Origin of the sequence: Halobaculum sp. P14 (assembly GCF_051195155.1) — an archaeon.
GTDB lineage: Archaea > Halobacteriota > Halobacteria > Halobacteriales > Haloferacaceae > JBNTKA01.
This window is the reverse complement of the sequence record NZ_JBNTKB010000001.1, coordinates 565,837-588,813: the sequence shown is the minus strand read 5'-3', so window position 1 is coordinate 588,813 and position 22,977 is coordinate 565,837. Positions and strand designations below refer to the sequence as shown.

Annotated in this window: 24 protein-coding genes and 1 tRNA gene; 17 read left to right on the top strand and 8 right to left on the bottom strand. The window is 71.4% G+C overall.

Annotation, left to right across the window (positions count from 1 at the left end; translation table 11 throughout):
• Window positions 1-243: 243 nt before the first annotated feature.
• Window positions 244-714, top strand: coding sequence for a hypothetical protein (locus ACQUS7_RS02975; RefSeq protein WP_435144488.1), 471 nt, complete (start codon window positions 244-246; stop codon window positions 712-714).
• Between the two features lie 76 nt (window positions 715-790).
• Here the strand turns inward: ACQUS7_RS02975 and ACQUS7_RS02970 are convergent, their stop codons facing one another.
• The gene (locus tag ACQUS7_RS02970) at window positions 791-1,042 is read right to left on the bottom strand and encodes a PLDc N-terminal domain-containing protein (protein ID WP_435144485.1); all 252 of its coding nucleotides are present in this window, start codon (window positions 1,040-1,042) and stop codon (window positions 791-793) included.
• 248 nt (window positions 1,043-1,290) lie between these two features.
• Here ACQUS7_RS02970 and ACQUS7_RS02965 point away from each other — a divergent pair, with 248 nt between their 5' ends.
• The 5 genes from ACQUS7_RS02965 to ACQUS7_RS02945 all read left to right on the top strand — a co-directional run bounded on the left by ACQUS7_RS02965 (window position 1,291) and on the right by ACQUS7_RS02945 (window position 6,451).
• Entirely contained in the window at window positions 1,291-1,917 is a 627-nt protein-coding gene (locus ACQUS7_RS02965; protein ID WP_435144483.1) for an adenylate kinase, read from the top strand.
• A gap of 121 nt (window positions 1,918-2,038) precedes the next feature.
• A complete protein-coding gene (locus ACQUS7_RS02960; protein WP_435144480.1) occupies window positions 2,039-2,941 on the top strand; it encodes a DUF106 domain-containing protein in 903 nt (300 codons plus the stop codon).
• A gap of 117 nt (window positions 2,942-3,058) precedes the next feature.
• The gene (locus tag ACQUS7_RS02955) at window positions 3,059-4,555 is read left to right on the top strand and encodes a phytoene desaturase family protein (protein WP_435144477.1); all 1,497 of its coding nucleotides are present in this window, start codon (window positions 3,059-3,061) and stop codon (window positions 4,553-4,555) included.
• A gap of 22 nt (window positions 4,556-4,577) precedes the next feature.
• A complete protein-coding gene (locus ACQUS7_RS02950; protein WP_435144474.1) occupies window positions 4,578-5,462 on the top strand; it encodes a prenyltransferase in 885 nt (294 codons plus the stop codon).
• Window positions 5,459-6,451 carry a carotenoid biosynthesis protein gene (locus tag ACQUS7_RS02945; RefSeq protein WP_435144471.1) on the top strand — a complete coding sequence of 331 codons (993 nt, stop codon included), beginning with the start codon at window positions 5,459-5,461 and terminating at the stop codon, window positions 6,449-6,451. The genes ACQUS7_RS02950 and ACQUS7_RS02945 overlap by 4 nt, the downstream gene beginning before the upstream one ends.
• A gap of 100 nt (window positions 6,452-6,551) precedes the next feature.
• Here the strand turns inward: ACQUS7_RS02945 and ACQUS7_RS02940 are convergent, their stop codons facing one another.
• Complete coding sequence (locus tag ACQUS7_RS02940; protein WP_435145229.1) at window positions 6,552-7,664, bottom strand: phytoene/squalene synthase family protein; 1,113 nt, start codon at window positions 7,662-7,664, stop codon at window positions 6,552-6,554.
• A gap of 150 nt (window positions 7,665-7,814) precedes the next feature.
• A complete protein-coding gene (locus ACQUS7_RS02935; RefSeq protein ID WP_435128176.1) occupies window positions 7,815-7,928 on the bottom strand; it encodes an HVO_2523 family zinc finger protein in 114 nt (37 codons plus the stop codon).
• Between the two features lie 224 nt (window positions 7,929-8,152).
• Here ACQUS7_RS02935 and ACQUS7_RS02930 point away from each other — a divergent pair, with 224 nt between their 5' ends.
• The 4 genes from ACQUS7_RS02930 (at window position 8,153) to ACQUS7_RS02915 (ending at window position 12,900) form a co-directional block, all read left to right on the top strand.
• Window positions 8,153-9,475 (top strand): NAD(P)/FAD-dependent oxidoreductase, encoded by a 1,323-nt coding sequence (locus ACQUS7_RS02930; protein ID WP_435127843.1) that lies wholly within the window; start codon window positions 8,153-8,155, stop codon window positions 9,473-9,475.
• Window positions 9,476-9,675: 200 nt separating this feature from the next.
• Entirely contained in the window at window positions 9,676-10,368 is a 693-nt protein-coding gene (locus tag ACQUS7_RS02925) for a hypothetical protein (protein WP_435144468.1), read from the top strand.
• A gap of 103 nt (window positions 10,369-10,471) precedes the next feature.
• The gene (locus ACQUS7_RS02920; RefSeq protein ID WP_435127847.1) at window positions 10,472-10,804 is read left to right on the top strand and encodes a hypothetical protein; all 333 of its coding nucleotides are present in this window, start codon (window positions 10,472-10,474) and stop codon (window positions 10,802-10,804) included.
• Complete coding sequence (locus ACQUS7_RS02915; protein ID WP_435144466.1) at window positions 10,801-12,900, top strand: type B DNA-directed DNA polymerase; 2,100 nt, start codon at window positions 10,801-10,803, stop codon at window positions 12,898-12,900. Before ACQUS7_RS02920 ends, ACQUS7_RS02915 begins: the two co-directional genes overlap by 4 nt.
• Before the next feature lie 39 nt (window positions 12,901-12,939).
• Here ACQUS7_RS02915 and ACQUS7_RS02910 read toward each other — a convergent pair whose 3' ends face one another.
• Window positions 12,940-13,536, bottom strand: coding sequence for a DUF6149 family protein (locus tag ACQUS7_RS02910; protein ID WP_435144463.1), 597 nt, complete (start codon window positions 13,534-13,536; stop codon window positions 12,940-12,942).
• 175 nt (window positions 13,537-13,711) lie between these two features.
• On the opposite strand from ACQUS7_RS02910, the gene ACQUS7_RS02905 reads away from it, so the two are divergent.
• The 5 genes from ACQUS7_RS02905 to ACQUS7_RS02885 all read left to right on the top strand — a co-directional run bounded on the left by ACQUS7_RS02905 (window position 13,712) and on the right by ACQUS7_RS02885 (window position 17,585).
• Window positions 13,712-14,953, top strand: coding sequence for an NAD(P)/FAD-dependent oxidoreductase (locus tag ACQUS7_RS02905; RefSeq protein ID WP_435144460.1), 1,242 nt, complete (start codon window positions 13,712-13,714; stop codon window positions 14,951-14,953).
• A gap of 253 nt (window positions 14,954-15,206) precedes the next feature.
• The gene (locus ACQUS7_RS02900; RefSeq protein WP_435127855.1) at window positions 15,207-15,482 is read left to right on the top strand and encodes a hypothetical protein; all 276 of its coding nucleotides are present in this window, start codon (window positions 15,207-15,209) and stop codon (window positions 15,480-15,482) included.
• Between the two features lie 182 nt (window positions 15,483-15,664).
• Complete coding sequence (locus ACQUS7_RS02895; RefSeq protein WP_435127857.1) at window positions 15,665-16,084, top strand: DUF7124 domain-containing protein; 420 nt, start codon at window positions 15,665-15,667, stop codon at window positions 16,082-16,084.
• Window positions 16,085-16,297: 213 nt separating this feature from the next.
• Window positions 16,298-17,221 (top strand): GTP cyclohydrolase MptA, encoded by a 924-nt coding sequence (gene mptA, locus ACQUS7_RS02890; RefSeq protein WP_435144455.1) that lies wholly within the window; start codon window positions 16,298-16,300, stop codon window positions 17,219-17,221.
• 94 nt (window positions 17,222-17,315) lie between these two features.
• The gene (locus ACQUS7_RS02885; RefSeq protein WP_435144452.1) at window positions 17,316-17,585 is read left to right on the top strand and encodes a DUF7571 family protein; all 270 of its coding nucleotides are present in this window, start codon (window positions 17,316-17,318) and stop codon (window positions 17,583-17,585) included.
• 63 nt (window positions 17,586-17,648) lie between these two features.
• Here ACQUS7_RS02885 and ACQUS7_RS02880 read toward each other — a convergent pair whose 3' ends face one another.
• Together ACQUS7_RS02880 and ACQUS7_RS02875 are read right to left on the bottom strand one after the other, a co-directional pair.
• A complete protein-coding gene (locus ACQUS7_RS02880) occupies window positions 17,649-18,455 on the bottom strand; it encodes a TrmB family transcriptional regulator (RefSeq protein WP_435127861.1) in 807 nt (268 codons plus the stop codon).
• A 73-nt stretch (window positions 18,456-18,528) separates the two neighbouring features.
• A complete protein-coding gene (locus ACQUS7_RS02875; protein WP_435144448.1) occupies window positions 18,529-20,169 on the bottom strand; it encodes a DUF255 domain-containing protein in 1,641 nt (546 codons plus the stop codon).
• A gap of 139 nt (window positions 20,170-20,308) precedes the next feature.
• Here ACQUS7_RS02875 and ACQUS7_RS02870 point away from each other — a divergent pair, with 139 nt between their 5' ends.
• Both ACQUS7_RS02870 and ACQUS7_RS02865 read left to right on the top strand, forming a co-directional pair.
• Window positions 20,309-20,935: an FxsA family protein gene (locus tag ACQUS7_RS02870; RefSeq protein WP_435145226.1), complete on the top strand. Its 627-nt coding sequence runs from the start codon at window positions 20,309-20,311 to the stop codon at window positions 20,933-20,935.
• A gap of 66 nt (window positions 20,936-21,001) precedes the next feature.
• Window positions 21,002-21,075: transfer RNA gene (locus ACQUS7_RS02865), tRNA-Ile, on the top strand.
• A 168-nt stretch (window positions 21,076-21,243) separates the two neighbouring features.
• Here ACQUS7_RS02865 and ACQUS7_RS02860 read toward each other — a convergent pair.
• Together ACQUS7_RS02860 and ACQUS7_RS02855 are read right to left on the bottom strand one after the other, a co-directional pair.
• A complete protein-coding gene (locus ACQUS7_RS02860) occupies window positions 21,244-21,372 on the bottom strand; it encodes a hypothetical protein (protein WP_435127865.1) in 129 nt (42 codons plus the stop codon).
• Window positions 21,373-21,673: 301 nt separating this feature from the next.
• On the bottom strand, window positions 21,674-22,891 hold the full coding sequence (locus ACQUS7_RS02855) for a GNAT family N-acetyltransferase (protein ID WP_435144445.1): 1,218 nt from the start codon (window positions 22,889-22,891) through the stop codon (window positions 21,674-21,676).
• Window positions 22,892-22,977: the final 86 nt, after the last annotated feature.

Sequence of the window (22,977 nt, the reverse complement as noted above, 5' to 3'; positions counted from 1 at the left end):
CGCGGGGCGCAGCCCGCGAGCGCGAGGGGGCTTTCGCGGTCGTCGCCGCGGTCGTTCCCGTAGCCGTCGGAGCAGTCGGCGGAGTAGTCATCAGGGCGGTCGTTCCAGCAGCCATCGCAGTTCCGCACTCCCCGACGCAATCCCAGTCGCGGCTTCCAGGTCTCGGAACGCCGCAGCGTTCGCCGGTTCGGCGGCGGGCCGCGAGGCGCCCGGTTTTTACGGTGGTTCGCCGTAGCGGTGGACGTGACCCGTTTCGACGCCGACACGCCGGCGGACCGCCGAAAGCTGTTCGCGGACGCCGTCACCGCCCACCGGAACCGCGGCAGCCAGTTCCTCACCGTGGAGGCCGAGCCGCCGCGGGAGACGCTCGAATTCGGCGAGTCGACCGAGGACGGAGCGGACGCCGAGAACGCCGACGGCGACGCCGACGAGGACGCGGACGAGGAGCCGGCGGTGCCGCCGTGGGTGCAGTTCGCGGAGAAGACGTTCAACCTCGACTGCACCGACGAGGAGCTCGACCGGCTGCACGCGCTGCTCGACGACTACCCGGAGTTCCGCGTCGACGCCCGGGAGTCGCCGGAGGAGGCGGAGGGGACGAACGTCCGGATTTCGGCGCGGTCGGACGCGAACCGGCTCGCCGACTTCCTCGACCACGTGTTCACCGACGTGTACGACCGCGACGAGGACTACCGGGCGTGGGTGACGCAGATTTAGGCGGCCGCGGCGCCGAGAGTCGGCGTCCGGAACCGAAACGGGAAACGGGGCCGGAACCGGTCTCGGCTCGGCCGTTTCAGTCGCGGCCGACGAGGACGTACAGCGCGATGGCGGCGGCGACGCCGACGAGCCACGCGAACAGGCCGCCGGCCAGCGTCACGATCGCCCAGAGCGTCGCGTCGTCGTTGCCGCGGGCCTGCGCGTCCTGATACACCCAGTAGGCGGCGCCGACCGGGATGAGCACACCGAGAATCCCGAACAGCAGGAAGATGATGATGAGCTCTGGGCCGCCGGGGATACCGCCGAACAGTGGGAGGGCTGGAATCACGAGCGGTCGGTCTCGCCCCGCCGACGTGTGCTTTTCGGTGCCGTGTTCTCGCCGGTGACCGGTCCATTCTCTCGGTTGTCTCCTTCCCTCTCGGTTCGCCACTCCCGATTCGCCGAGTCGGCGTCGCCGTTGCCGTCGCTGCCCCTGTCGGCGTCGCCGTCGTCGACTCCGGGGCCCGTCCGCCGCGTTCGGCTCGGAATCGCGCCGCTTTCAGCACGCCTTTATTCGTGGCTGCGGACGCTCCGCGTATGGCCGACTACCGAATTCTGCTGCTCGGGCCGCCGGGCGCCGGGAAGGGGACGCAGAGCAAGCGACTCGCCGACGAGTACGACCTCGACCACATCACGACCGGCGACGCGCTCCGCGAGAACAAGGAGATGGAGACGGAGTACGGGACGCCCGCCGAGTACATGGACGCCGGCGAACTCGTCCCGGACCCGGTCGTCAACGAAATCGTCGTCGCGGCGCTCGAAGACGCCGACGGCTTCGTGCTCGACGGCTACCCGCGCAACCTCGACCAGGCCGAGTTCCTCTCTGAGGAGACCGACCTGGACTACGTCGTCTTCCTGGACGTCCCGGAGGACGAACTGGTCGACCGGCTCACCGGCCGCCGCGTCTGCCCGGAGTGCGGCGCGAACTACCACGTCGAGTTCGACCAGCCGGCGGAGGAGGGCGTCTGCGACGAGTGCGGCGCCGACCTCGTTCAGCGCGACGACGACACCGAAGAGACCGTCCGCGAACGACTCCGCGTCTACCGGGAGAACACCGAGCCGGTCGTCGAGCACTACCGCGACGAGGGCGCGCTCGTCGAGGTGTCCGGCGAGGGCACCCCGGACGACGTCTTCGACCGGATTCAGGACGTCGTCGAGAACTGACCCGGCGGTTCCGAGAGTCGGGCGTCCCCGGCTGGCTGTGGGTCGGCGCTGCGACCGGCCGCGGCTCGGCGCCGGGCCGATTGCTAAACCTTCTTACGGGCCGACCGCCTAGCCCGCCGTAATGGCACGTATCGAAGCGCGCGTCCGGGATCTCGCGTCGGAGCCCGAGATGCGCGACGCGATCGAGACCGTCCTGGAGCGCGCCGAGGACGGCGAAGTCAAGTGGACGGACGTCCGCGAGGACGTCTCCAGCGGCGCGTGGGGCCGGCTCATCGAGCGCGGCATCCTCGAGGACGGCGAGGCCGGCTTCCGGCTCGCCGACCGGGACGCCATCGAGTCCGGGCTGGAGTCGCCGGACGACGACCTCGGCGGCAGCAACGTCGAAATCCCGGACAAGGAGGGCGCGTCGTGGAGCGTCTACGACAAGGCCGCCGCGGCCGTGACGGTGCTGTTCTTCATCGGCTACACCGTCACCGCCGTCCGGAACGTCATCGGCTCGGCGATGGACGTCGTTCTCGGGCCGCTCCAGGAGGCGCTGCCGTTCTACGCGGTCATCATGGTCATCGCGACCATCACGGGGCTGTACTCGACGCTGCTCCGCGGGAACCTCATGGACATGGAGCGGATGGGCGCCTACCAGGAGCGCATGCAGGACATCCAGGAGCGCCGGAAAGCCGCGAAGGAGCGCGGCGACGACGACGCGCTCGACCGCATCCAGGAGGAGCAGATGGAGGCGATGGGCGACCAGCTCGGCATGTTCAAAGAGCAGTTCCGGCCGATGGTGTGGATCATGGTCATCACCATCCCGGCGTTCCTCTGGATGTACTGGAAGATCGGGCTGCGCGGCGGCGAGGCGCACGGCGAGTTCTCGCAGGTGGTGCTGCCGCTCGCCGGCACCGTCAGCTGGACCGACGGCGTGTTCATCATGCCGGCGTGGATCATCTGGTACTTCCTCTGCTCGATGGCGTTCAACCAGATCATCCAGAAGGCGCTCGACATCCAGATGTCGCCGTCGACGTCGTAACCGCGGACGCGACGACGTATCCGCGGACGCGATTTTCGGGCGGTCCGCCCTCCGGCCGGGTTCGGCGCGCGCACGTCGCCCCCTGTTTTATGCGGAGCCGGCGCCTACGACGGTTCCATGCGAGAGCCTCGCGTCCCCGAGTCGCTCGCCGGCACCGACGTCGTCGTGGTCGGCGGCGGCTTCGGCGGGCTCGCGACGAGCTGTTACCTGGCAGACGCCGGCGCCGACGTCACCGTGCTTGAGAAGAACGAGCAGCTCGGCGGCCGCGCGTCGGTGCTGGAGGCCGACGGCTTCCGGTTCGACATGGGGCCGTCGTGGTACCTGATGCCGGACGTCTTCGAGACGTTCTTCGGGCACTTCGACCGCGCCGTCGACGACTACTACGCGCTGGAGCAGCTCGACCCGCACTACCGCGTCTTCTTCAAGGACGGCGACAGCGTCGAACTCGGCCCGGACCTGGCGGCGAACAAGGCGACGTTCGAGGGGTACGAGCCGGGCGCCGGCGCCGCGCTGGAGGAGTACCTCGCGAAGTCCCGGGAGAACTACGAGGTCGGGATGCGCCACTTCGTCTACGAGCGCCGCGACCGCTTCCGCGACTTCGTCGACCCGGCGGTGCTGCGGCACGCCCGCGGCCTGTCGCTGCTCGGGACGATGCAAGAGCACGTCGAGGAGTACTTCGACCACCCGAAGCTCCAGCAGCTGATGCAGTACACGCTGGTGTTCCTCGGCGGGTCGCCGCACAACACGCCGGCGCTGTACAACCTGATGAGCCACGTCGACTTCAACCTCGGCGTCCACTACCCGGAGGGCGGCATCGGCTCCGTCGTCGACGGCATCGCCGAACTCGGCCGCGAACTCGGCGTCGAGTTCGTCACCGACGCCGCCGTCACGGGCATCGAGGGGCGGCGCGGCGGCTTCGCGGTCGACGTCGCCGGCGGCGACCGCTACCTCGCCGACCGCGTCGTCAGCGACGCCGACTACGCCTACACGGAGCAGGAGCTGCTGCCGCCCGAAAAGCGGCAGTACGACGCGGACTACTGGGAGAGCCGGACGTACGCGCCGTCGGCGTTCCTGCTGTACCTCGGCGTCGAGGGCGACCTCTCGGAGCTCGCTCACCACACGCTGGTGCTGCCGACCGACTGGGACGACCACTTCGCCGAAATCTTCGACGACCCGGCGTGGCCCGACGACCCGGCGTACTACGTCTGCGCGCCGTCGAAAACGGACGACAGCGTCGCGCCCGACGGCCACAGCGCGCTGTTCGTGCTCGTCCCCATCGCCGCCGGGCTGGACGACACGCCCGAGCGCCGCGACGCCTACCGCGACCAGGTGCTCGACGACGTCGCCGCCAACACCGGCGTCGACCTCCGCGACCGCATCGTGTTCGAAGAGCGGTTCGCGGTCGACGACTTCGCCGACCGGTACAACGCGACGCGCGGGTCGGCGCTCGGACTGGCGCACACCCTCCGGCAGACCGCGCCGCTCCGGCCGAGCCACCGGTCGTCCGCGGTCGACGGGCTCTACTTCACCGGGTCGTACACGTCGCCCGGAATCGGCGTCCCGATGTGTCTCATCAGCGGCCTGCTCACAGCCGAACTGCTCGCCGAGGACTGACGACTCCCTGACTGACCAGCCCATGTCTCGACTCACCGCCGCGGGCGTCGCCGGCCGACTCGGCTACCTGCTTCGGCTGTCGCGGCCGCGGTTCTGGCTGTACCTCGCCGGCCCGGTGCTCGTCGGCGTCGCCTACGGCGCCCCGACGGTCCCGGCGCTCGTCGGCGCGCTGCCGGCCGCGCTGTTCGCCTACTTCCTGCTGCCGGCGAACCTGCTGCTGTACGGCGTCAACGACGTGTTCGACCGCGACGTCGACGCCGCGAACCCGGAGAAGAAAGGCGAGGACGCCCCGGAGGTGCGGTACGACGGCGGCGCGCTGGTACCGGCCGTCGTCGTCGCCGCGGCGGCGCTGTCGGCGCCGCTGCTCGTCGCGTCGCCGCCGGCGGCCCGGCCGTACCTCGTCGGCTTCCTCGCGCTCGGCGTCGCGTACTCGGCGCCGCCGCTGCGGCTGAAGACGTCGCCGCCGCTCGACTCCGTCTCGAACGGCCTGTACGTGCTGCCCGGCGCGGCCGCCTACGCCGCCGTCGCCGGTCACCATCCGCCGCTGGCAGCGCTCGCCGGCGGCTGGCTGTGGGCGATGGGGATGCACACGTTCTCGGCGGCGCCCGACATCGAACCGGACCGCGCGGCCGGCATCCGGACGACCGCGACCGTGCTCGGCGAGGCGTGGACGCTGCGGTACTGCGCGGCGTGCTGGCTGCTCGCAGCCGCCGCGTTCGCCGCGGTCCACCCGCTGCTCGCCGCGCCACTCGCCCTCTACCCGCTGCTCGTCGCCGCGATTCGGCTCGGCGGCGTCGCCGTCGACCGGGCGTACTGGTGGTTCCCCGCGGTCAACACCGCCGTCGGCGCCGCGCTCACCGTCGGCGGACTCGCCCGGCTCGTCCCGCCGGAGGCGGTGCTGCCGTGACCGACGCCGCGTCCCGACTCGGCCGGCTGCGCGGACTCGCGGACCGGCTCCCCGAGTCGCGGCGCGACGCGGAGGCGGCGCTCGACGACCTGGTGCGCGACAACCGGTTCACCATCGCCGTCGTGTTCCCGCTGGTCGGCGCCGCAATGCTGCTCGCGTCTGCGACCGTGCCGGCGGTGCCGGACTGGCTCGCGTTCAACGGCTGGCTCGTCCTGTTCGGCACCGCCGTGATGCGGCTCCCGCTCGTCGCCGGCGTCGCGCCGCTGACGGACCGCCGGGCCGCCGCCGGCGTCGCGCTGCTGTCGCTGTACGCGTACGGAATCGAGTACGTCGGCGTCCACACCGGCTGGCCGTACGGCGAGTTCGTCTACGGCGTCGCGCTCGGCCCGACCGTCGCCGGCGTCCCGCTCGGCCTCCCGGTGTTCTTCGTGCCACTCGTCGTCAACGCCTACCTGCTGTGCCTGCTGCTGCTCGGCGGGCGCGCCGCCCACGGCCCGACGCGGCTCGCCGCCGTCGTCGGCCTCGTCGTCCTGCTCGACGTCGTGCTCGACCCGGCGGCCGTCGCGCTCGAATTCTGGACGTACCCCGGGGTCGGAGCCGACGCCGCGGCGACGGAAGCAGCGGCCGGCGCAGGAGCGGCGGGCGCAGCGGGGCTCGTCGACCGGGTGTTCGGCGGCGCGCTCGGCGCGTTCAGCGGCGGCGGCTTCTACGGCGTCCCGGCGTCCAACTTCGCCGGCTGGGTGCTGTCCGCGACCGTCTCCGTCGGCATCCTCGACCGGTCGTTCGACCGCGCCGCGCTGACCGCGCGGCTCGCCGACTGCGAGTTCATGCTCGACGACATGGTGAGCTTCGTGCTGCTGTGGGGCGCCGTCAACGCCGTCTTCGCCAACTGGGTCGCCGTCGCGGTCGCGGCCGGCATCGGCGCCGGCCTCGTCGCCGCCGACCGGTTCGACGCCGCGCTGTTCACACAGCCGTTCCGCCGCGGGTAAGGGAAGTCGCGCGCCGCGTCGACCGCTCCGACGCCGACCGCTCCGTCACCGCGGACCGCTCCGACGCCGCGGATGCCGCCTCGGTCGCCGACGGTCGCGGTCAGCGCGCCGGCGACGTGTCGCTGTGCCGGGCGTCGGCCTGCGCGCGGTCGCCGTACGGCACGCAGCTCACCGACCGGAACACGGCCTCCGGGTCTTTCGTCCGAATCCACGCCCACCACGTCCGGGCGAGCAGCACCGTCTTCCGCATCGCGCCGAGCTGCGGCGTCGCCGTGAGCGTGTCGTAGCCGCGGCGCCGAACGAGCCGGTGGTGTTCGGCGTACAGGACGGCCGAGAGCAGCACCGCGAACCGGCAGTCGGCCGGCAGGTACTGGATGCCGGCGACGCCCTCCTTGTACAGCTCCTCGGCGCGCTGCGTCTCGTGACGAATCGCCGCGGCGACGTCGTCGTCGAACTCGAACCGACGCAGCTGGTCTGCGGTGACGCCGTAGCGGTCGAGCGTCTCTTCGGGCAGGTAGACGCGGTCGCGCTCGACGATGTCCTCGCGGACGTCGCGGACGAAGTTGGTGAGCTGGAACGCCTCGCCGAGCGCCGTCGCGTGCGTCCGCGCCTGCTCGGGCAGCTCCGGGTCCATCACGGCCGTCATCATCCGGCCGACCGCGGCGGCGGAGCCGTCCATGTACGCCTCCAGTTCGTCGTACGTCTCGTAGCGGTCCGTCTCGATGTCCGACAGCATCGCGTCCACGAAGACGTCGACGTCCTCGTCGGCGATGCCGTACTCCTCGCGGACCGCCGAGAACGCCGACACCACCGGGTCGACGTCGGTGCTGGTGGCGCCGGCGGCAGCGTCGACGCCGGCGACGTCGCCGCCGTCGTCGTCGTCGTCGGCAGCGGCGCTCGGGTCCTCCGGTGGCCCCGACGAATCGGCCGAATCTGCTGCGTCAGCCAGGTCCGCGGCGTCAGTCTCGGCCGATTCGTCGGCGTCGGTCCGGCCGAGCGCCACGTCGCGGAGGCGTTCCAGTCGGGCGCGCTGTTCGGCCGGCGGCGCCGGGTCGGGGTCGTCGACGACCTCGTCGGCGACCCGGAAGAACGCGTACAGGACGTACGTCGGGTGCCGGATTCGTTCGGGGAGGAGGCGGGTGGCGAAGTGGAAGGTCCTCCCGGTGCGCTGCTGGATTCGTTTGCTGCGGGCGAGCTGTTCGTCGGCTACCATGACCACGTCGAGGCGACCTCGAATCGGGCGGTCCGGTTCCCTCCACGCATTTGAGTAGAACCTGAGACGGCGTCCAGAACCATAACAGTTGGTGACGGCTCCGCGGCGCGCGCACCACCACGGCTCGCCTCGGCAGAACGGGCCGGCGGGTCAGTAGAACGTGTCGGCGCAGTCGAACACGACGCCGTGCTCCGGGCAGACGTACTTGCAGTGCCGGTGATTCATCGACGCGCCGCAGTACGGGCACGGCCGCGTCCGCTTCACCGTCTCGGCCGCCTCGGCGTCGCCGCCGGCGTCGGCACCGTCGGCGTCGCTGGCGTCGTCGACGCCGCGGTCAGCGTCACCGGCGTCCCCGCTGCGCTCCCGGTCGCTCATACCGGCGTTCGCGTCGCCGCCGCCAAAGCAGTTCGGGTCCGCCCGGACCGGCCGTCTCGGCGTCGACCCGGGATTCCACAAGCGACTTAGCGCCCGGTCGCCGACTCGGTGACATGATCGCTATCGTCGGTGGCGGCATCGCGGGGCTGTCCGCCGCCTACCGGCTCCGCCAGCGCGGCCACGACGTCCGCGTGTTCGAGGCCGGCGGCGACGACGCCCTCGGCGGCCTCGCGCGCACCTACGACACCGCCGGCGACGACGTCGAACAGTTCTACCACCACCTCTCGAAGTCCGAACAGACCATCGTCGACCTCGCCGAGGAACTCGGCGTCGGCGACGCCGTCGAGTGGCGCGTCGGCAAGAACGCCTACTACGTCGACGGTACCGTCTACCCGATGGACACGCCGTGGGAGATTCTGGCGTTCCCGCACTGGAGCCTCTACGACAAGTTCCGGCTCGCGATGCTGACGCTCGACGTCGACGTCCGCGGCGGCGTCCCGTCGTTCGACACCTACGAGCGGCTCGAGGACTTCGAACACCAGTCCGCCGTCGAGTTCGCGAAAGCGCACACCACCGAGAACGTCTACGACACCTTCTTCGACCCGCTGCTCGACGCGAAGTTCGGCGACCGGAAGCACGACGTGTCGGCGGCGTGGCTGCTCGGCCGCATCAAGTTCCGCGGCGAACGCGACCTGCTCCGCGGCGAAATCCTCGGCTACTTCGACGGCAGTTTCAGCGTCCTCGTGGACGCGCTCGTCGACGCCGTCGGCCGCGACAACGTCGAGACGAACGCCCCCGTCACCGACGTCGGCGTCGAGGACGGCGCCGTCGCGTCGGTCACGGTCGACGGCGACGACGGCCCGCGGACCGAACCGGTCGACGACGTCGTCGTCACGACGATGCCGAACGTCCTGGAGGACCTCACCGGCTACCCCTGCGACATCGACTTCCAGGCCGCCGTCTGCGCCGTCGTCACGCTGGACGACCAGCTCACCGACACGTACTGGCTGAACGTCGCCGACGACGCCCCGTTCGGCGCGCTCATCGAACACACGAACTTCGTGCCGCCGGAGCGCTACGGCGGCGACCACCTGCTGTACCTCGCGAGCTACGTCCAGAGCGACGACGAGTGGCTGTGGGCCGCTGACGACGACGAAATCCGGACCCGGTGGCTCGCCGGCGTCGAGGACCTGTTCCCGTCGTTCGACCGGGGCGACGTCACCGACTTCCGGCTGGCGCGCGCCCCGCGCGCCGCCCCGATTTACGAGCAGGGCTACCTCGACATGGTGGTGCCGTACGACCTCGGCGACGACGTCGCCGACGGCCTCTACTACGCCGGCATGGCGTCGGAGGCGCAGTACCCCGAACGCAGCCTCAACGGCGGCGTCCTCGCCGGCTACGAGTGCGCCGACCGCATCGCCGAGCGCCGCGAGTGACGGCTCGGCTCCGCCGGAGCCGGCCGCGCTGACGGACGCGAAACGCCCGGAAACAAGCCGCGGCTCCACTTCCGCCCGGCGCCGACCCGTGACACCGAGCGGTAGCGACCCGGAGCCGGCGGTTCGCCGCCGAAGCCGCGGTTTCACTTCCGCTCCGTGCGTGGCTCGCGGTTAAGCGCGTCCCGGCGGAAGCGTGTCGCATGCACGGCCCAGAGCCGATTCGGGACGACGGCGCCGACGGGGCACAGCTCGACCAGCCGACGCTCGACGACGGCGTGACGCTGCTCCGGCCGCCCGACGCGCGGTCGACCGCGCTGCACCGCCTCGTCGTCGACGCGCTCGCGGACGCCGACCGGGCGGGCGGCCCGGCGTACTGGGTCGACGCCCGCAACGCCGCCGTCTCGCACGCGCTGTACCGGCTGGCGCCCGCCGACCGGGCGCTCCGCGGGCTGCAGGTCGCGCGGGCGTTCACGGCGTACCAGCACCTCGAACTGGTCCGGACGCTCGCGCGGCGCGCCCGGCCCGGCACGCGGCTCGTCGTCGCGCCGAACGTCGCGTCGCTGTACCGCGACGGCGACGTCCCGGACGGCGAAGCCGACCGGCTGCTCCGCGCCGCGCTCGCGACGCTGTCCGAACTCGGGGACGCGCTGGACTGCCCGGTGGTGGTCTCCGCCACCGGCGACGACGACCACGCCGACCGCGTCGCCGACGCCGCCGACCGCGTCGTCGACTGCGAGCGGACCGCCCTCGGCCTGACGTACGACGCGCCCGGGTTCGACGTCGACGGCTACCACCGCGGCGACCACTGGCAGACCACCATCCCGTACTGGGTCGACCTGTGCGGTCGGCTTGAGCCGGTCGATCCGCGGCTCACCGCGGAGGTGCCGGCGTGACCCGCGTGACACGCGTCGCTCCCGCTCCCCAACTCGCTGTCGACGTCGCCGGCGTCGTCGCTGTCCTCGTCGGCGTCGTCGCCGCAGCCGGAGGTGGGCGCTGATGGGACGGACGAACCCGACGTACCGGCGGTTCCTCGAATCGTACGAGCAGGACTGGTCGACGTTCCGGCGGGCGCTGCGCGCACAGCACCGCGACGACTTCGACCGGCTGTTCGAGCGCGCGGCCGAGCACGCCGCGGCCGCCGGGATGCAGAACCCGACGGACCCGACTGAGGCGCTGCTCGTGTCGCTGCTCGTCGCGCACGAAACCGAGATTCGGCGGCTCCGCGCGCGGCTGGACAGCGTCGAGGGCGGCGACGCGGCGGCCGGTGCGGCGGCCGACGCGACTGACGCGGCGGCTGACGCGACGGCCGACCGGCCCGCGGACGAATGACCGTCTCGCTGGAGTTCGTCGACGGCGACGTCGTCGAGTGGCGCCGCGGCGACGCGGGCGTCGAGCGGCGGCGCGTCACGGACTACGAACCGGCGCTGTTCGTCGACGGCCCCGACGACACACTCGACCGGCTCGCGGACTGGCTCGCCGGCGACGACCGCGTCACGGAGACCGGGTTCGCGGAGCGGTTCCCGTCGCTGCACGACCGCGAGCCGAGCCGGATGCTCCGCGTCACGGCCGCGGACGCACGGGCGGTCCGACCGGTCGCGCGCCGCGTCCGCCGGGAGTTCGAGACGGCGACTGCGGCCCCCGGGACGCTCCGGCTGTTCGACGTCGACCTCGACCCGGGGTTCCGGTACTGCCTCGACACCGGCACCGACCCGGCGCCGACGCGCGACCCCCGGACGCTCCGCGTCGACCTGCCGACCGACGCGCTCGCCGGCGGCGACGTCTCCGCGCTCCGCGTCGACGGCGACGACGCGGGCGACACCGAAACCGAGGCGGTCGAGACGCTCGCCGCGCGGCTCGCCGCGGTCGACCCGGACGCGCTGGTGCTGTCGAGCGCGGACGTCGTCCCGACGGTTTCGGCGCGCGCGGACGCCGTCGACGTCCCGTTCCGGTGGGGCCGGGAAACCCCGGCGGACCGCGGCTGGCGGCGGCTCGCCGGCGAGAACACGTACCACAGCTACGGCCGCGTCGGGCACTCGCCGGCGCGGTACGCCGTCCCCGGCCGAGCGGTTCTCGACCGCTCGAACAGCTTCCTGTGGGGGAAAGCCGGGCTGGACGGCCTGCTGTACCTCGTGGCGCGCTCCGGGCGGCCGCTGCAGGAGGCGGGCCGCGCCAGCATCGGCGGCATCCTGACGTCGATGCAGATTCGGCACGCCCGCGCCCGCGACGTGCCGGCGCCGTGGCGGCCGTGGGAGGCCGAGCAGTTCAAGCCGCTGTCGACGCTGCACGACGCCGACCGCGGCGGCGCCACGCTCGCGCCGACCGTCGGCTACCACGAGAACGTCGTCGAACTCGACTTCGCGTCGCTGTACCCCGAACTCATCCGGCAGCACAACCTCAGCGCCGAGACCGTCCGCTGCGGCTGCTGTGACGGCGACGACGTCCCCGGGCTCGGCTACAGCGTCTGCGACCGCGAAGGGTTCCTGCCGGGCGTCCTCGCCCGCCTGCTCGACGACCGGGCGCGCTGCAAGCGCCGGGCCGCCGACGGCGACGACGCCGCCGGCCGCGTCGCCGACGCCATCAAGTGGGTGCTGGTGTCCTGCTTCGGCTACCAGGGCTACCGGAACGCGAAGTTCGGCGTCATCGAGTGCCACGAAGCCATCAACGCGTTCGCCCGCGAGGCGCTGCTCGACGCCAAGGACGCCTTCGAACGCGGCGGCTGGTCCGTGCTGCACGCCATCGTCGACAGCGTCTGGATTCGGGCCGACGGCGACGACCCCGCCGACCCCGCGTCGCTCGCGGCGGCCGCGACGGACGCCGCGTCGGTGCCGCTGGAGCACGAAGCCGACTACGACTGGGTGTGTTTCGTGCCGAAGCGCGGCTCGCAGACCGGCGCGCTCACACGCTACTTCGGTCGGCGCAGCGACGGCGGCTTCCGCGTCCGCGGCATCGAGTGCCGGCAGCGCAGCACGCCCGCGTTCGTCGCGGACGCCCAGCGCGACCTCCTCCGGGCGTTCGACGCCGACCGGACGCCGGAGGCGGTCTGCGACCGGCTCGCCGGGCAGCTCCGCCGGCTCCGCCGCGGCGACGTCGACCTGTCGCGGCTCGTCGTCGACGCCCGCGCGTCGAAGTCCGTCGACGAGTACAACCGCGAGACGCTCACCGCGGCGGCGCTGGAGCGGTACGCCGACGCCGGCGTCGACCGCGCCGCCGGCCAGTCGGTCGCGTACGTCGTCACCGACGACGACGCCCGCGGCCGCGGCCGCGTCCGACTCCCGTTCGAGGACCCGGACCGCTACGACGCCGACTACTACCGCCGCCGACTGCTCCGCGCCGCCGAGAGCGTCGTCTCGCCGGTCGGCTGGGACCGCGACCGCATCGAACGGTTCCTCGCCGGCAGCCGCGACGCGACGCTGTCGGCGTTCTGAACGCGGCGACCGGGAGAACCGAGAGAATCTGCGGCGGCGTCAGTCGGCGTTCGCTTCGTCCTCGTCGACGCCGGGGGCGTCCGTCACGGAGACGTCGTCCGGCTCCTCGGCGCCGCCGGTCGTCAGTTCGCCGTCGCCGTCGACGACGTAGGCGTCGTCCGCGAAGCCGGCGACGGCGTTCTCGAACTCCCCTTCGGCCATCGCGTCAGGCGTCGCCGGCGCGTCAGCGACGCCGCCGTCGGGGGCGAACTCGCCGAGCGGGTCGTCGATGGTGACGCCGTGGTCGGCGAAGAACTCCTCGTAGCGCCGGTAGTGCGCCTCCAGTTCGTCGGCCGGGAACTCCATCATCTCCGCCCAGCCGTGGTTGAAGAAGTCGAAGTTCGCCTGGATGTGCGTGATTTCGCGCGCCTCCGCCTCCGGGTACCCCTCGTCGAGCGCCGCGAGGTAGGCGTCCATGGTGGCGTCGAAGAAGTCGTCGAGGTGGTCGCGCCGCTCCTCGCGGTGCGCCTCGTCGGCGCGGCCGAGGAAGACGTCGGTGTGCAGCCCCACGAGTCGGTCGTGGACGACGTTGCCGACGACCGGCGTCGTCAGTGCCTGCTTCGCGGCCCAGTGACGGACGTTCTGCCGGAGCTTCATCGACGGAAACGTGTCGTTCCAGCGGCTTAAGCGGTGGCCATGCGGCGGCGACGCGGCGGCGACGAGGACAGCGACGCGCCGATCCGAGCGCGCCGGACGCCGGGCGTGTGACCGGGTGACGTGGCTCCTGCGTCGATAGCAACCCACATTAACCCCGAATCCTAACCGGTCGGGTATGAGCCAGTCGTTCGTCATCATCGGCGACGGAATCGCGGGGAGCTCCGCCGCCGAAACCCTCCGCGAGGAGGAACCGGACGCCGACATCACGGTCATCACGGACGAGGGCGAAGCCCTCTACAACCGCATCCTCATCAAGGAGTACGCGAAGGGGAAGCTCCCCGAAGCGCCCATCTCCATCCACCAGGAGGGCTGGTACGAGGAGCGCGACATCGACCTCGAACTGAACACGCTCGTCGTCGACATCCGGACGGACGACCACGAAGTCGAGACACACGAGGGCGACGTCTACGACTACGACAAGCTCCTGCTCGCCATCGGCGGCACCCCGCAGCAGCTCCCCGTCGACGGCTCCGACGCCGACGGCGTCCACCACTTCTGGACGTTCCAGGACGCCCGCCGCATCAAGGAGTCCGCCGACGACGCGGACGACGCGGTCATCGTCGGCGCCGGCCTGCTCGGCATCGACTTCGCCGCCATCTGCGGCGCGCAGGGCGTCTCCGGGAAGTACCTGATGCGCGGCAACAGCTGGTGGCGCTACGCGCTCTCGGAGGAGGGCGCCGAACTGATGCACGAGGCGATGCGCGAACGCGGCGTCGAGCCGGTGTTCGACTCCGGCGTCGACCACTTCGAAGTCGACGACGACGGCCACGTCGAAGCCGCCGTCGACCCGAACGGCGACCGCTACGAGGCCGACTTCGCCGGCGTCGCCATCGGCCTGAACCTCAACACGGAACTCGTCGAAGGAACCGACATCGAGACGGACGACGGCATCGTCGTCGACGAGTACATGCGGACGAACGACGAGGACGTGTTCGCCGCCGGCGACATCACCCGGTTTTACGACGTCATCCTCGGCGAACAGGCGCAGAACGGCGCGTGGGGCAGCGCGAAAGAGCAGGGCACCATCGCCGCCAAGAACATGCTCGACTACGGCTCCGAGCAGTTCGAGTGGGTGTCGTCGTACTCCATCACGCACTTCGACTTCCCGTTCCTGTCGTTCGGCCACCCGACGCTCGGCGACGACGAGGTCATGAAGAAGTTCGGCGACGACGAGTGGCGCCGCCTCGCGCTCAAGGACGGCAAAATCGTCGGCGGCGTCCTCATCGGGAACCTCGCGCCGCAGTCCGCGTACAAGTCGCTGATGCGCGAGCAGGTGGACGTCTCCGGGCAGAAGGACGTCCTGATGAAAGAGGGGTTCTCCGTCGACGACCTCGAAACCGAGGCCGCCGCGGAGTAACGCCGCACGTCGACGTTCGAACCCGAACCGTTCCGACCGCCGAACCCGAATCGCCTCGACCACCGAACCCGAACCGCTTTCTCGCCGTTTCTCGAATTTCGCTGAAGAGTACGGCCGTTTCACCGCGTCATCCCCTCGCCGCCGACCGGTTCACTGCGCGTCGTCAGAGCCGCACGCCGCCGAACTGCTCTGCCATTTGACTGTTCCCCACACTGCACCAACATTTAAGGCGTATCATGTTGTATGGTAACTCGTGGCACGACACGGTCCGACCCTGACGCTCCGACCCGCCGAGGCCGTCCCCGAGAAGGCGACCGTCCGGCACGTCGACCAGCTTTCCGAGGGCGAACTCGAAGCCGTCGCCGACATGGCGGACGGCGAGAAGCGACGCACACCGGGGCTTCAGCCGGGTGACGTCGTCGTGTTCACGTCGTACTATCGCGTGGTGGCCGCGGAGCGCGGCGGAGTCGACTCCACGGTCGCCGGGACGGCGGCGGACGGCGGCTCCCCCGTCCGCGGCCGGCGTTGAGTCGACCCGGCGCCGAGTCCGTCACGCGCTGCCGGTGTCCGTGGTCGCAGCCGCCGGCCCACCACGGCGGCGCCGCTCCGCGGTGATTCTCGCGCGGCCGCGCCGTCGGACCCGCTGACCCCCGGCGCCGCCTGCGCGTTCCAATCGACACCGTTTTCGGCGGCGTTCGCGGAACGGGTAGTATGGACGGCGGCGGTTCCACAGACATGACGCTCGCGTTCGAACTCGAGGCGCTGAAAGCGCTCGCCGACCCGAACGCGGTGTTCAACGACGCCCGCAGTTGGACCGAGTACGTCGGCGTCGTCTCCGAGAAGCCGACGTACGTCGTCACGAACTTCACCCGGAAGCACCGCGTCCGCCAGGACTTCTTCTCCGGGCCGCGCGGCGTCGCCGAGTCGCTGGAGAACGTCAAACAGCAGTTCGACACCGACCGGCACGTGTTCGTCGGCACCTCCGAGGAGGACCGCGCGGTCGCCGAGGAGACCGGCTGGGAGTACCTCCCGCTCGAGCAGGCCGCCGAGGCGGCCGGCTGGGAGCGCGCCGAACCGGAGCCGGAGTCGGACCCGTTCGAGGACGACGACGGCCGCGACGACTGGCCCTGACGGCTCGCCGGTCGCCGCGACTCACCTACCGCACCGCGTCGCCACCGCTGCCACCGCGTCGCCAGCGCGTCACTCCGCGTCGACGCCGCGTCGCCGCCACGCCCGAAGTCCGCCCGCGACAACCGGACGGTTCTGCCTGTACGGTCGAGCCGGCCTGACATCTTCGTGTTTCGAAAGCACTAATCGCCGGCTTCCCCTGTAGCGTTGTACGAAATGAGTCATCAGCTGCCGGACGTGCAGGCGAGCCGGCCGGACGTCACCGTCGGGCTGAGTCAGGTCGGCGTGACCGGCGTCGAGAAGCTCGTGAAAATCGACCGCGGCGACGACCGCCCGTGGGTGTTCATGGCCGAGTTCTCCGTGTTCGTCGACCTGCCCGGCGAACGCAAAGGCATCGACATGAGCCGGAACATGGAGGTCATCGACGAGGTGCTCGAAGCCGCCGTCGGCGAGGAGGCGTACCGCATCGAGGACGTCTGCGGCGACGCCGCCGACCGGCTCATCCGGAAGCACGACTACACGTCGACCGCCGAGGTCAGCATGACCGCGGAGTTCGTGACGAAGGAGAACACGCCGGCGTCCGACCGCGAAACCCAGAGCACCGCGACCGTCATCGCGTCGGCGGTCGCCACCGAGGACGGCACCCGCGAGGAGATCGGCGCCGAAGTCACCGGGATGACGGTGTGTCCGTGCTCGCAGGGCATGTCGGAGTCGCGGGCCCGCGACAAGCTCGAAGAACTCGGCGTCGACGACGACACCGTCGAGGAGTTCCTCGACGAGGTGCCCCAGCCCGGCCACAGCCAGCGCGGCCACGCGACGCTGACGTTCACGGCGGACGGGACGCCGGACGTCGACCTGCTCGACGTCATCGACGTCGCCCGCGACGCGATGAGCGCCCGCATCTACAACTACGCCAAGCGCCCCGACGAGGACCACATGACGTACCAGGCGCACATGGACGCGAAGTTCGTCGAGGACTGCGTCCGGTCGCTCGCCGAGGACGTCGTCGACGAGTTCGACCACCTCGACGACGACGTCGTCGTCCGCATGAAGCAGTCGAACGACGAGTCCATCCACCAGCACAACGCGCACGCCGAACGCGACATCCGGCTCGGCCAACTGCGGGACGAACTCGCTTGACTCGACAGCAGCCGCCCGACGGCGACCCCGCCGCCTGTTTCGCCGCCGGGCGAAGGTATATGTGAACACGCCGCATGGATCTTCTCGGATCGCCATGCAACCGTGCCAGAACTGTCAGACGGTCATCGACGAGTACACCCTGGACAAACAACTCGAGTCGCTGCGCGACCTGACGGTCGACGACTTCAACGTCTGTGCGGACTGCGTGACAATCGCCGCCGACGCGTGCGTGGAGTGCGGCGGTGCAGTGTACGTTCCTCGGAAGGCGTCCGCCACGCCGGACTACTGCCCGGCGTGCCGGTCTGACCTCATCGAGCGGACGGGCAACGACCCCGGCTGGCACTGCGACGCCATCTCGACTTGACCTCGGCGGCGGGGCCGGTGCAGTCGCCCGCGACGACTGCACACCGACCGCGACTGCGCTTCGTTACGGGAACGCCAGCGGAGACGCCTCCTCCCACCGAGCGCGGAACGTCTCGTGGGCGTCGGCGGCGAACTCCGGGTCCTTCAGGTCTATCATCGCGAACGACTCGTCCGGGTCGACCGGGCTCGGTACCTCCATGCAGACCTCGGCGTCGTCGACGAGCGTGAACGTCCCGCGGACGCCGGCGGCGGTCCGCGCCTCGAACGACGGGTGGTCCGCCATCCGCTCGGTGTACCGGCGGCCGACGCTCCGCGGCAGCGTCGACGGCAGGTCCTCCGAGAGCAGCACCGACACGTCGACGCCGCGTTCGAGCGCGACCTCCAGTTCCTCGACGATTCGGTCGCCGATTTCGCCGATGTCCAGCCCCGACGCCGGGACCGACGCGATCATGACGACGCGGTCGTCCGCCGCGGCGAGCCGTTCGAGCAGCAGGTCCGCGGTGTCCTCGGCGCCGACGGCGGCGGTCCAGAACTGCTCTTCGACCGGGGTCGCCGCGTCGAGTTCCCGGGTGAGTTCCGCGACGATCTCCTCGTACTGGTCGGCCTTCTCCGCGAGTTCGCGCTTCTTCTCGTCGAGCAGCCGGTCGAGCGCCGCGTCCGGTTCGACGCCGACGTAGCGCTTCGGGCGGCTGGCCGCCTGGCTCCGGGCGAGCCGGTGGCGTTCGAGGCTGTTGAGCACGTCGTAAATCCGGCCCATCGGGACGCCGCTCGCCTCCGACAACTCCTTCGCGGTTGCCGGGGCGACGTCCAGGAGCGCGCGGTACGTGCGAGCCTCGTACTCGGAGAGCCCGAGGTCACGGAGGTCTGCCATAGTTCTGCATGCGGACCGCGAAGTAAAAACGCTCCGCCAGTTTATCGGGTCGGCCGGTCGCCGACCGCGCCGGCTACTCGGTCGCCGCGGCGACCTGCCGCATCAGTTCGTCCGGAGAGTCCGCGGGGGCGGCGTCGCGGCCGCGGAGCGTCGCCGCACCGTCCGGCGCGCGGTCGCTCGCCGGCACCACGACCTTCTCGTGGTCGGCGACGCGGAGCGCCGCCCGGTGGAGGTCTGAGCCGGCGGGGGCGCCGACGTCGACGACGAGCGGCCGGCGGGTGAGCCGCGCCGCGACGGCGCCGAACCCGGCGACCTGCGCGCCCATCCGCTCGGTGGCGCCCGCGAACGCCCCGACGGCCTCCCGTGCGCGCTCCCGGTAGTCGTCGTCGCCGGTGAGCGCCGCCAGGTCGACGAGCGCGTCCGCGAACTCGACGGAGCCGTCGATGGGGCGGAGCGGCCGGTCGAGCAGGCCGGCGCCGGTCGCCGGGCCGTCGCGGAACGCCGCCTCGTCGCCGAGGACGTCGACTGCGCGGTCCGCGACGCGGCGCGCCGTCCCGAGCCCCTCACCGAGCGTCTGCTCGGCGGCGCAGAACGCCGTCGTGACGCGCGCCGCGTCCGCGAGCAGGTCGGATTCGGCGCCGTCCGCCTCACTCGCCGCGTCCGCGCTGCCCGTCGTCCCCGCTTCGCCTGCCGTCTCCGCGGCGTCGCGGTCGCCGTCGCGGTCCCGGAAGTGGACGACTCGGCCGTCGTCGACGAGGTCGTCGCGGAGGAACGACAGCGCGTCCTCGGCGGACGTCCGGGCGTCGTCGTCGTCGGTGTACGCGTACAGCGTGAGCAGCGCGTCGGCCGCGAGCGCGTTGCCGCCGGCGTAGCCCGTCAGGTCGACGCGGTCGCCGTCCGGCCCGACGCTGCCGCCGAACGCGAACCCGGACCACAGCGACTCGCGCAGGAAGCCGTGGATGCCGTCGGCGACGTCGCGGTACGTCTCGTCGCCGGTGTGGAGGTAGGCGTTCGCGAACGCCCGGAGCGCGCCGGCGTTGTCCGCGAGCAGTTTCTCGCGCGCCGGGTCCGACCAGTCGCGGGCGGCGGCGTACCGGAACACGCCGCCGTCGTCGTCGACGAGGTTCCGGTTCACCGCGTCGAGCGTCTGCGTCGCCATGTAGCGGTCGCGCTTCAGCGCGAACTCGACGGTGCGCGGCATCGGGAACTTCGCGTCGTCGCCCCACCCGGCGAACTCCGAGTCCCACTGCGACTCCAGTTGGCCGGCGAGGTGCTCTTCGATGTAGTCGCCGACCGGGCCGTCGGGGGTGTCGTTGCCGGCGAGCGCCCGCGGCACCCGGCCGGCCTCGGCGCCCTTCGCGTCCCACGTCTCCCGGACGCGGTCCAGAATCCTCCGGAAGCCGTCCGGCGCGAGATACGTCGCCCCGGAGATGAGGTCGCCGCTCGGCGTCGTGAACACGGTCGACGGGAAGCCGCCCATGTTGTACCGTTCGCGGACCCGCGGCCGCCGGTCGACGTCGACCCGGATCGGCAGGAAGCCGTCGTTGACGTTCGCCGCGATGCGCGGCTCACCGAACGTCTCGGCCGCCATCTCGTGGCAGTCGTCACACCACGTCGCCGTCAAGAACAGCAGGACGGGCTTCCCGTCGCGCTCCGCCTCGTCGAACGCGGCGGCGCCCCACTCGCGCCACTCGACGCGCGTCTCGTCGGTCATACGCCGAATCCGGGGTGGACGAGGGTAAAGTCGGCGTTTACGGCCGACCTCGCGGCAGCCCCGGGCCGCGGCCGCAGGCCGCCCGGGAGACGGCCTCCAAAAGGGCTATACGGCGGCCTCGGGTATCCCGACTATGCGCATCCGCGCCCGGTACGTCATCGCGGCGCTCCTGCTGATTCCGCTGGCCGACATCCTGCTGCTGCTCTGGCTCGCGACCACCGTCATCACGCCCGTCCAGACGGTCGCGGTCGTCGTGCTCACCGGACTCGTCGGGATGCTGCTCGTCCGTGCCGAAGGCAGACACACGCTCCGCAAACTGGAACGGAAACTCGCCACCGGCGACATCCCGACCCAGGAACTGCTCGACGGCGCACTCCTCATCGCCGCCGGCGCGTTCCTGCTGACCCCCGGCGTCGTCACCGACGCCATCGGCTTCCTGCTCGCGCTCCCGCCGACGCGCTACCCCGTCCGGCGCGTCCTCGAGACGTACGTGCTGAAACCGTACCTCGACCGGAAAACCGACGGCTTCGCCACCGGCGCCGTCTGGACGGCCGGCTTCCCGAACGACGGCTCCGACTCCGGCGGCGGTCCGGGCGGCTCCGGCGGTTTCGGCCCCGGCGGCTTCGGACCGAGCGACGACGGTGACTCCGGCGGCTTCGGCCCGGCCGACACCGGTGGTGCCTCCGGAGACGGCGACGACGTCGTCGACGTCGACCCCGAACACTACTCCGTCGACAGCGACGACTCAGACAGTGAGAACGCATGACGTGACGGTGGTGCCGAACGGAAACGCTTAAACAAGTCCCCCCGCAACTCATGATTGCGCTCACCTGGGCCAATAGCTCAGTCAGGTTGAGCGCTCGGCTGATAACCGGGAGGTCCGCGGTTCAAATCCGCGTTGGCCCATCCAAAAGTAATCCGGTGCTTTGCCGGATTGAATTGGGCCGTTGGCTCCCCAGCCACCCAATTTCGACGTTCTAACGATTCTGAGACGGTAGTCCGTCGTCTTGTCCGGGAATACTTCTTGGTACCCCCCGAAGCCGTCGGGTGGTTCGTCTTAGCCGAAACGGGGTGTTAGCCGAGGACGACGAACAGGACGAACAGCAGTCCGAGCGCCGCGAACAGCACGAGGACTCCCTTGATGGCGCCTGTGGCTCCGAAGTCGCTGCCGGGTCGTCGGCCGCCGCCGCGGAGTCCGCCCATATATCGGGGGCCGTCCGTGTCCGGCAAAACTGTGGCGGCTCGGCGCCGGCGCTGTCTCGGTCGGGGACGCAAAACGGGTTGGGTGGGCTCGGGCTGGGATGGGAGTCCGTCCGTCGGGCAAACGGACGGGGTGGCCCGAGCCGAAGCGACGCCCGACTCCGGGCGAGGGCCAGGCGTCGGCGGCGATATGGACGGCTGCTACAAATAACTGTGGTGAAAGTTCCGGGCGCGTCGGTGCGAACAGTTCCGTCTCCGGAACAGCGGCGGGCCCGCGAGGGCGAACGCGGCGGGGCGGTACGCTTCAGAACCCTTCGCGGAGGTGTGGCGGCGGGTCGGCTGCCGGGAACGCCTTGTCGAGCGCGGCGAGCGCGTCGTCGTCCGCGTCGAGGTCGCCGAGCGTCGCGAGGCGGTCGGCGGCGTGTGAGCCGACGACGAGCCGGGAGAGCGCTCCGATTCCGAGCGTGGCGTCCGGCGAGCCGTCGGTTCGGCCGCAGTCGGCGTCGCCGTCGGCGACGCTGAGGCGGAACGCGTCGTCGTTCCACGGGCAGCCGCCGTCGGTGACGTCGAGCGCGACGTCGACGTCGGCGCCGTCGGGGTAGTCGACGGCGGTCAGTGCGGCGGGGACGTCGACGACGCGGAGCATCGCGCCCGGCTTGACGGTGGTGTCCGCCGCGGCGGGGTCGTCGAGCAGGTCGAACAGCCAGTCGGTCGCGTTGCCGCCGAGCCGAACCCGGTCGACCTGCGAGTCGTGCGTCCAGCAGAACCGCAGCAGGTGGCCGCGCGCCGCCGCGTCGACCGCGGCGTGTTCGCGGACGGCGAGCGTCCGGTCGCCGTCGTCCTCGTCGACGGCGTAGACGACGTAGCCGCGGAGGTCGCCGTCGCGCTCCCAGCCGTACACGAACGGGTCGGACTCCCACGACTGGAAGACGCGGCAGCGCCACCAGTCTTCGGTGCGGTCGAACGCGAGCGGCTCGGTTGCCGCCGCGTCGTAGACGGCGTCCAGTCGCTCCCAGTCGTCGGGGCGGAGCCGGACGAACTCGCCGGCCGGCTTCGGCGCGGCCGCCGACAGCGCGTCCACGTCGACCGTGGTCCGGCTGTACGCCGAGACGCGGGCGTACCCCATCCGGGCGTAGAACTCGTATTTGAACGGCCACAGCGCCGCGAACGCGACGCCGCCGTCCCGGAGCTCCTCGTGGAGCGCGCCGAGCATCTCGCGGACCAGGCCGCTCCGCCGGTGTTCGGGCGGCGACGCGACCGCGGAGACGCCGCCGACGTCGTGGACGTCGCCGCGGAGCCGCATCGAGAAGTCGTGGTAGCCGCAGGCGACGCCGAGGTCGTCGGCGTCGAGATCGGCGGTCGGTGTCGCGTCGTCGACGCCGTAGAGCCCGCGCCGGTGGAACCCCTCGGGACGGTCCGGGCCGTCGCGGTCGGGGTCGGGGCCGCGTTCGGGGGCGAACGCGTACGCGAGCAGCCGGTCGTACGCGTCGACGTGGTCGTCGGGGACGGGTCGGTAGTCCATACCGCCGGGTGATTTCGCCGCACCAAAGCCCTTGTGTCACCGTGTTTCGACGCACCGAACGGGAAGCCGCGGCCGTCGCCGGTGGA

Bases quoted from the DNA above. Each gene is read 5' to 3' on its own strand.
- ACQUS7_RS02965 (WP_435144483.1), top strand. From the start codon at position 1,291: ATGGCCGACTACCGAATTCTGCTGCTCGGGCCGCCGGGCGCCGGGAAG.
- ACQUS7_RS02960 (WP_435144480.1), top strand. From the start codon at position 2,039: ATGGCACGTATCGAAGCGCGCGTCCGGGATCTCGCGTCGGAGCCCGAG.
- ACQUS7_RS02955 (WP_435144477.1), top strand. From the start codon at position 3,059: ATGCGAGAGCCTCGCGTCCCCGAGTCGCTCGCCGGCACCGACGTCGTC.
- ACQUS7_RS02950 (WP_435144474.1), top strand. From the start codon at position 4,578: ATGTCTCGACTCACCGCCGCGGGCGTCGCCGGCCGACTCGGCTACCTG.
- ACQUS7_RS02940 (WP_435145229.1), bottom strand. From the start codon at position 7,664: ATGGTAGCCGACGAACAGCTCGCCCGCAGCAAACGAATCCAGCAGCGC.
- ACQUS7_RS02930 (WP_435127843.1), top strand. From the start codon at position 8,153: ATGATCGCTATCGTCGGTGGCGGCATCGCGGGGCTGTCCGCCGCCTAC.
- ACQUS7_RS02925 (WP_435144468.1), top strand. From the start codon at position 9,676: ATGCACGGCCCAGAGCCGATTCGGGACGACGGCGCCGACGGGGCACAG.
- ACQUS7_RS02920 (WP_435127847.1), top strand. From the start codon at position 10,472: ATGGGACGGACGAACCCGACGTACCGGCGGTTCCTCGAATCGTACGAG.
- ACQUS7_RS02915 (WP_435144466.1), top strand. From the start codon at position 10,801: ATGACCGTCTCGCTGGAGTTCGTCGACGGCGACGTCGTCGAGTGGCGC.
- ACQUS7_RS02910 (WP_435144463.1), bottom strand. From the start codon at position 13,536: ATGAAGCTCCGGCAGAACGTCCGTCACTGGGCCGCGAAGCAGGCACTG.
- ACQUS7_RS02905 (WP_435144460.1), top strand. From the start codon at position 13,712: ATGAGCCAGTCGTTCGTCATCATCGGCGACGGAATCGCGGGGAGCTCC.
- ACQUS7_RS02895 (WP_435127857.1), top strand. From the start codon at position 15,665: ATGGACGGCGGCGGTTCCACAGACATGACGCTCGCGTTCGAACTCGAG.
- mptA (WP_435144455.1), top strand. From the start codon at position 16,298: ATGAGTCATCAGCTGCCGGACGTGCAGGCGAGCCGGCCGGACGTCACC.
- ACQUS7_RS02885 (WP_435144452.1), top strand. From the start codon at position 17,316: ATGCAACCGTGCCAGAACTGTCAGACGGTCATCGACGAGTACACCCTG.
- ACQUS7_RS02880 (WP_435127861.1), bottom strand. From the start codon at position 18,455: ATGGCAGACCTCCGTGACCTCGGGCTCTCCGAGTACGAGGCTCGCACG.
- ACQUS7_RS02875 (WP_435144448.1), bottom strand. From the start codon at position 20,169: ATGACCGACGAGACGCGCGTCGAGTGGCGCGAGTGGGGCGCCGCCGCG.
- ACQUS7_RS02860 (WP_435127865.1), bottom strand. From the start codon at position 21,372: ATGGGCGGACTCCGCGGCGGCGGCCGACGACCCGGCAGCGACTTCGGA.
- ACQUS7_RS02855 (WP_435144445.1), bottom strand. From the start codon at position 22,891: ATGGACTACCGACCCGTCCCCGACGACCACGTCGACGCGTACGACCGG.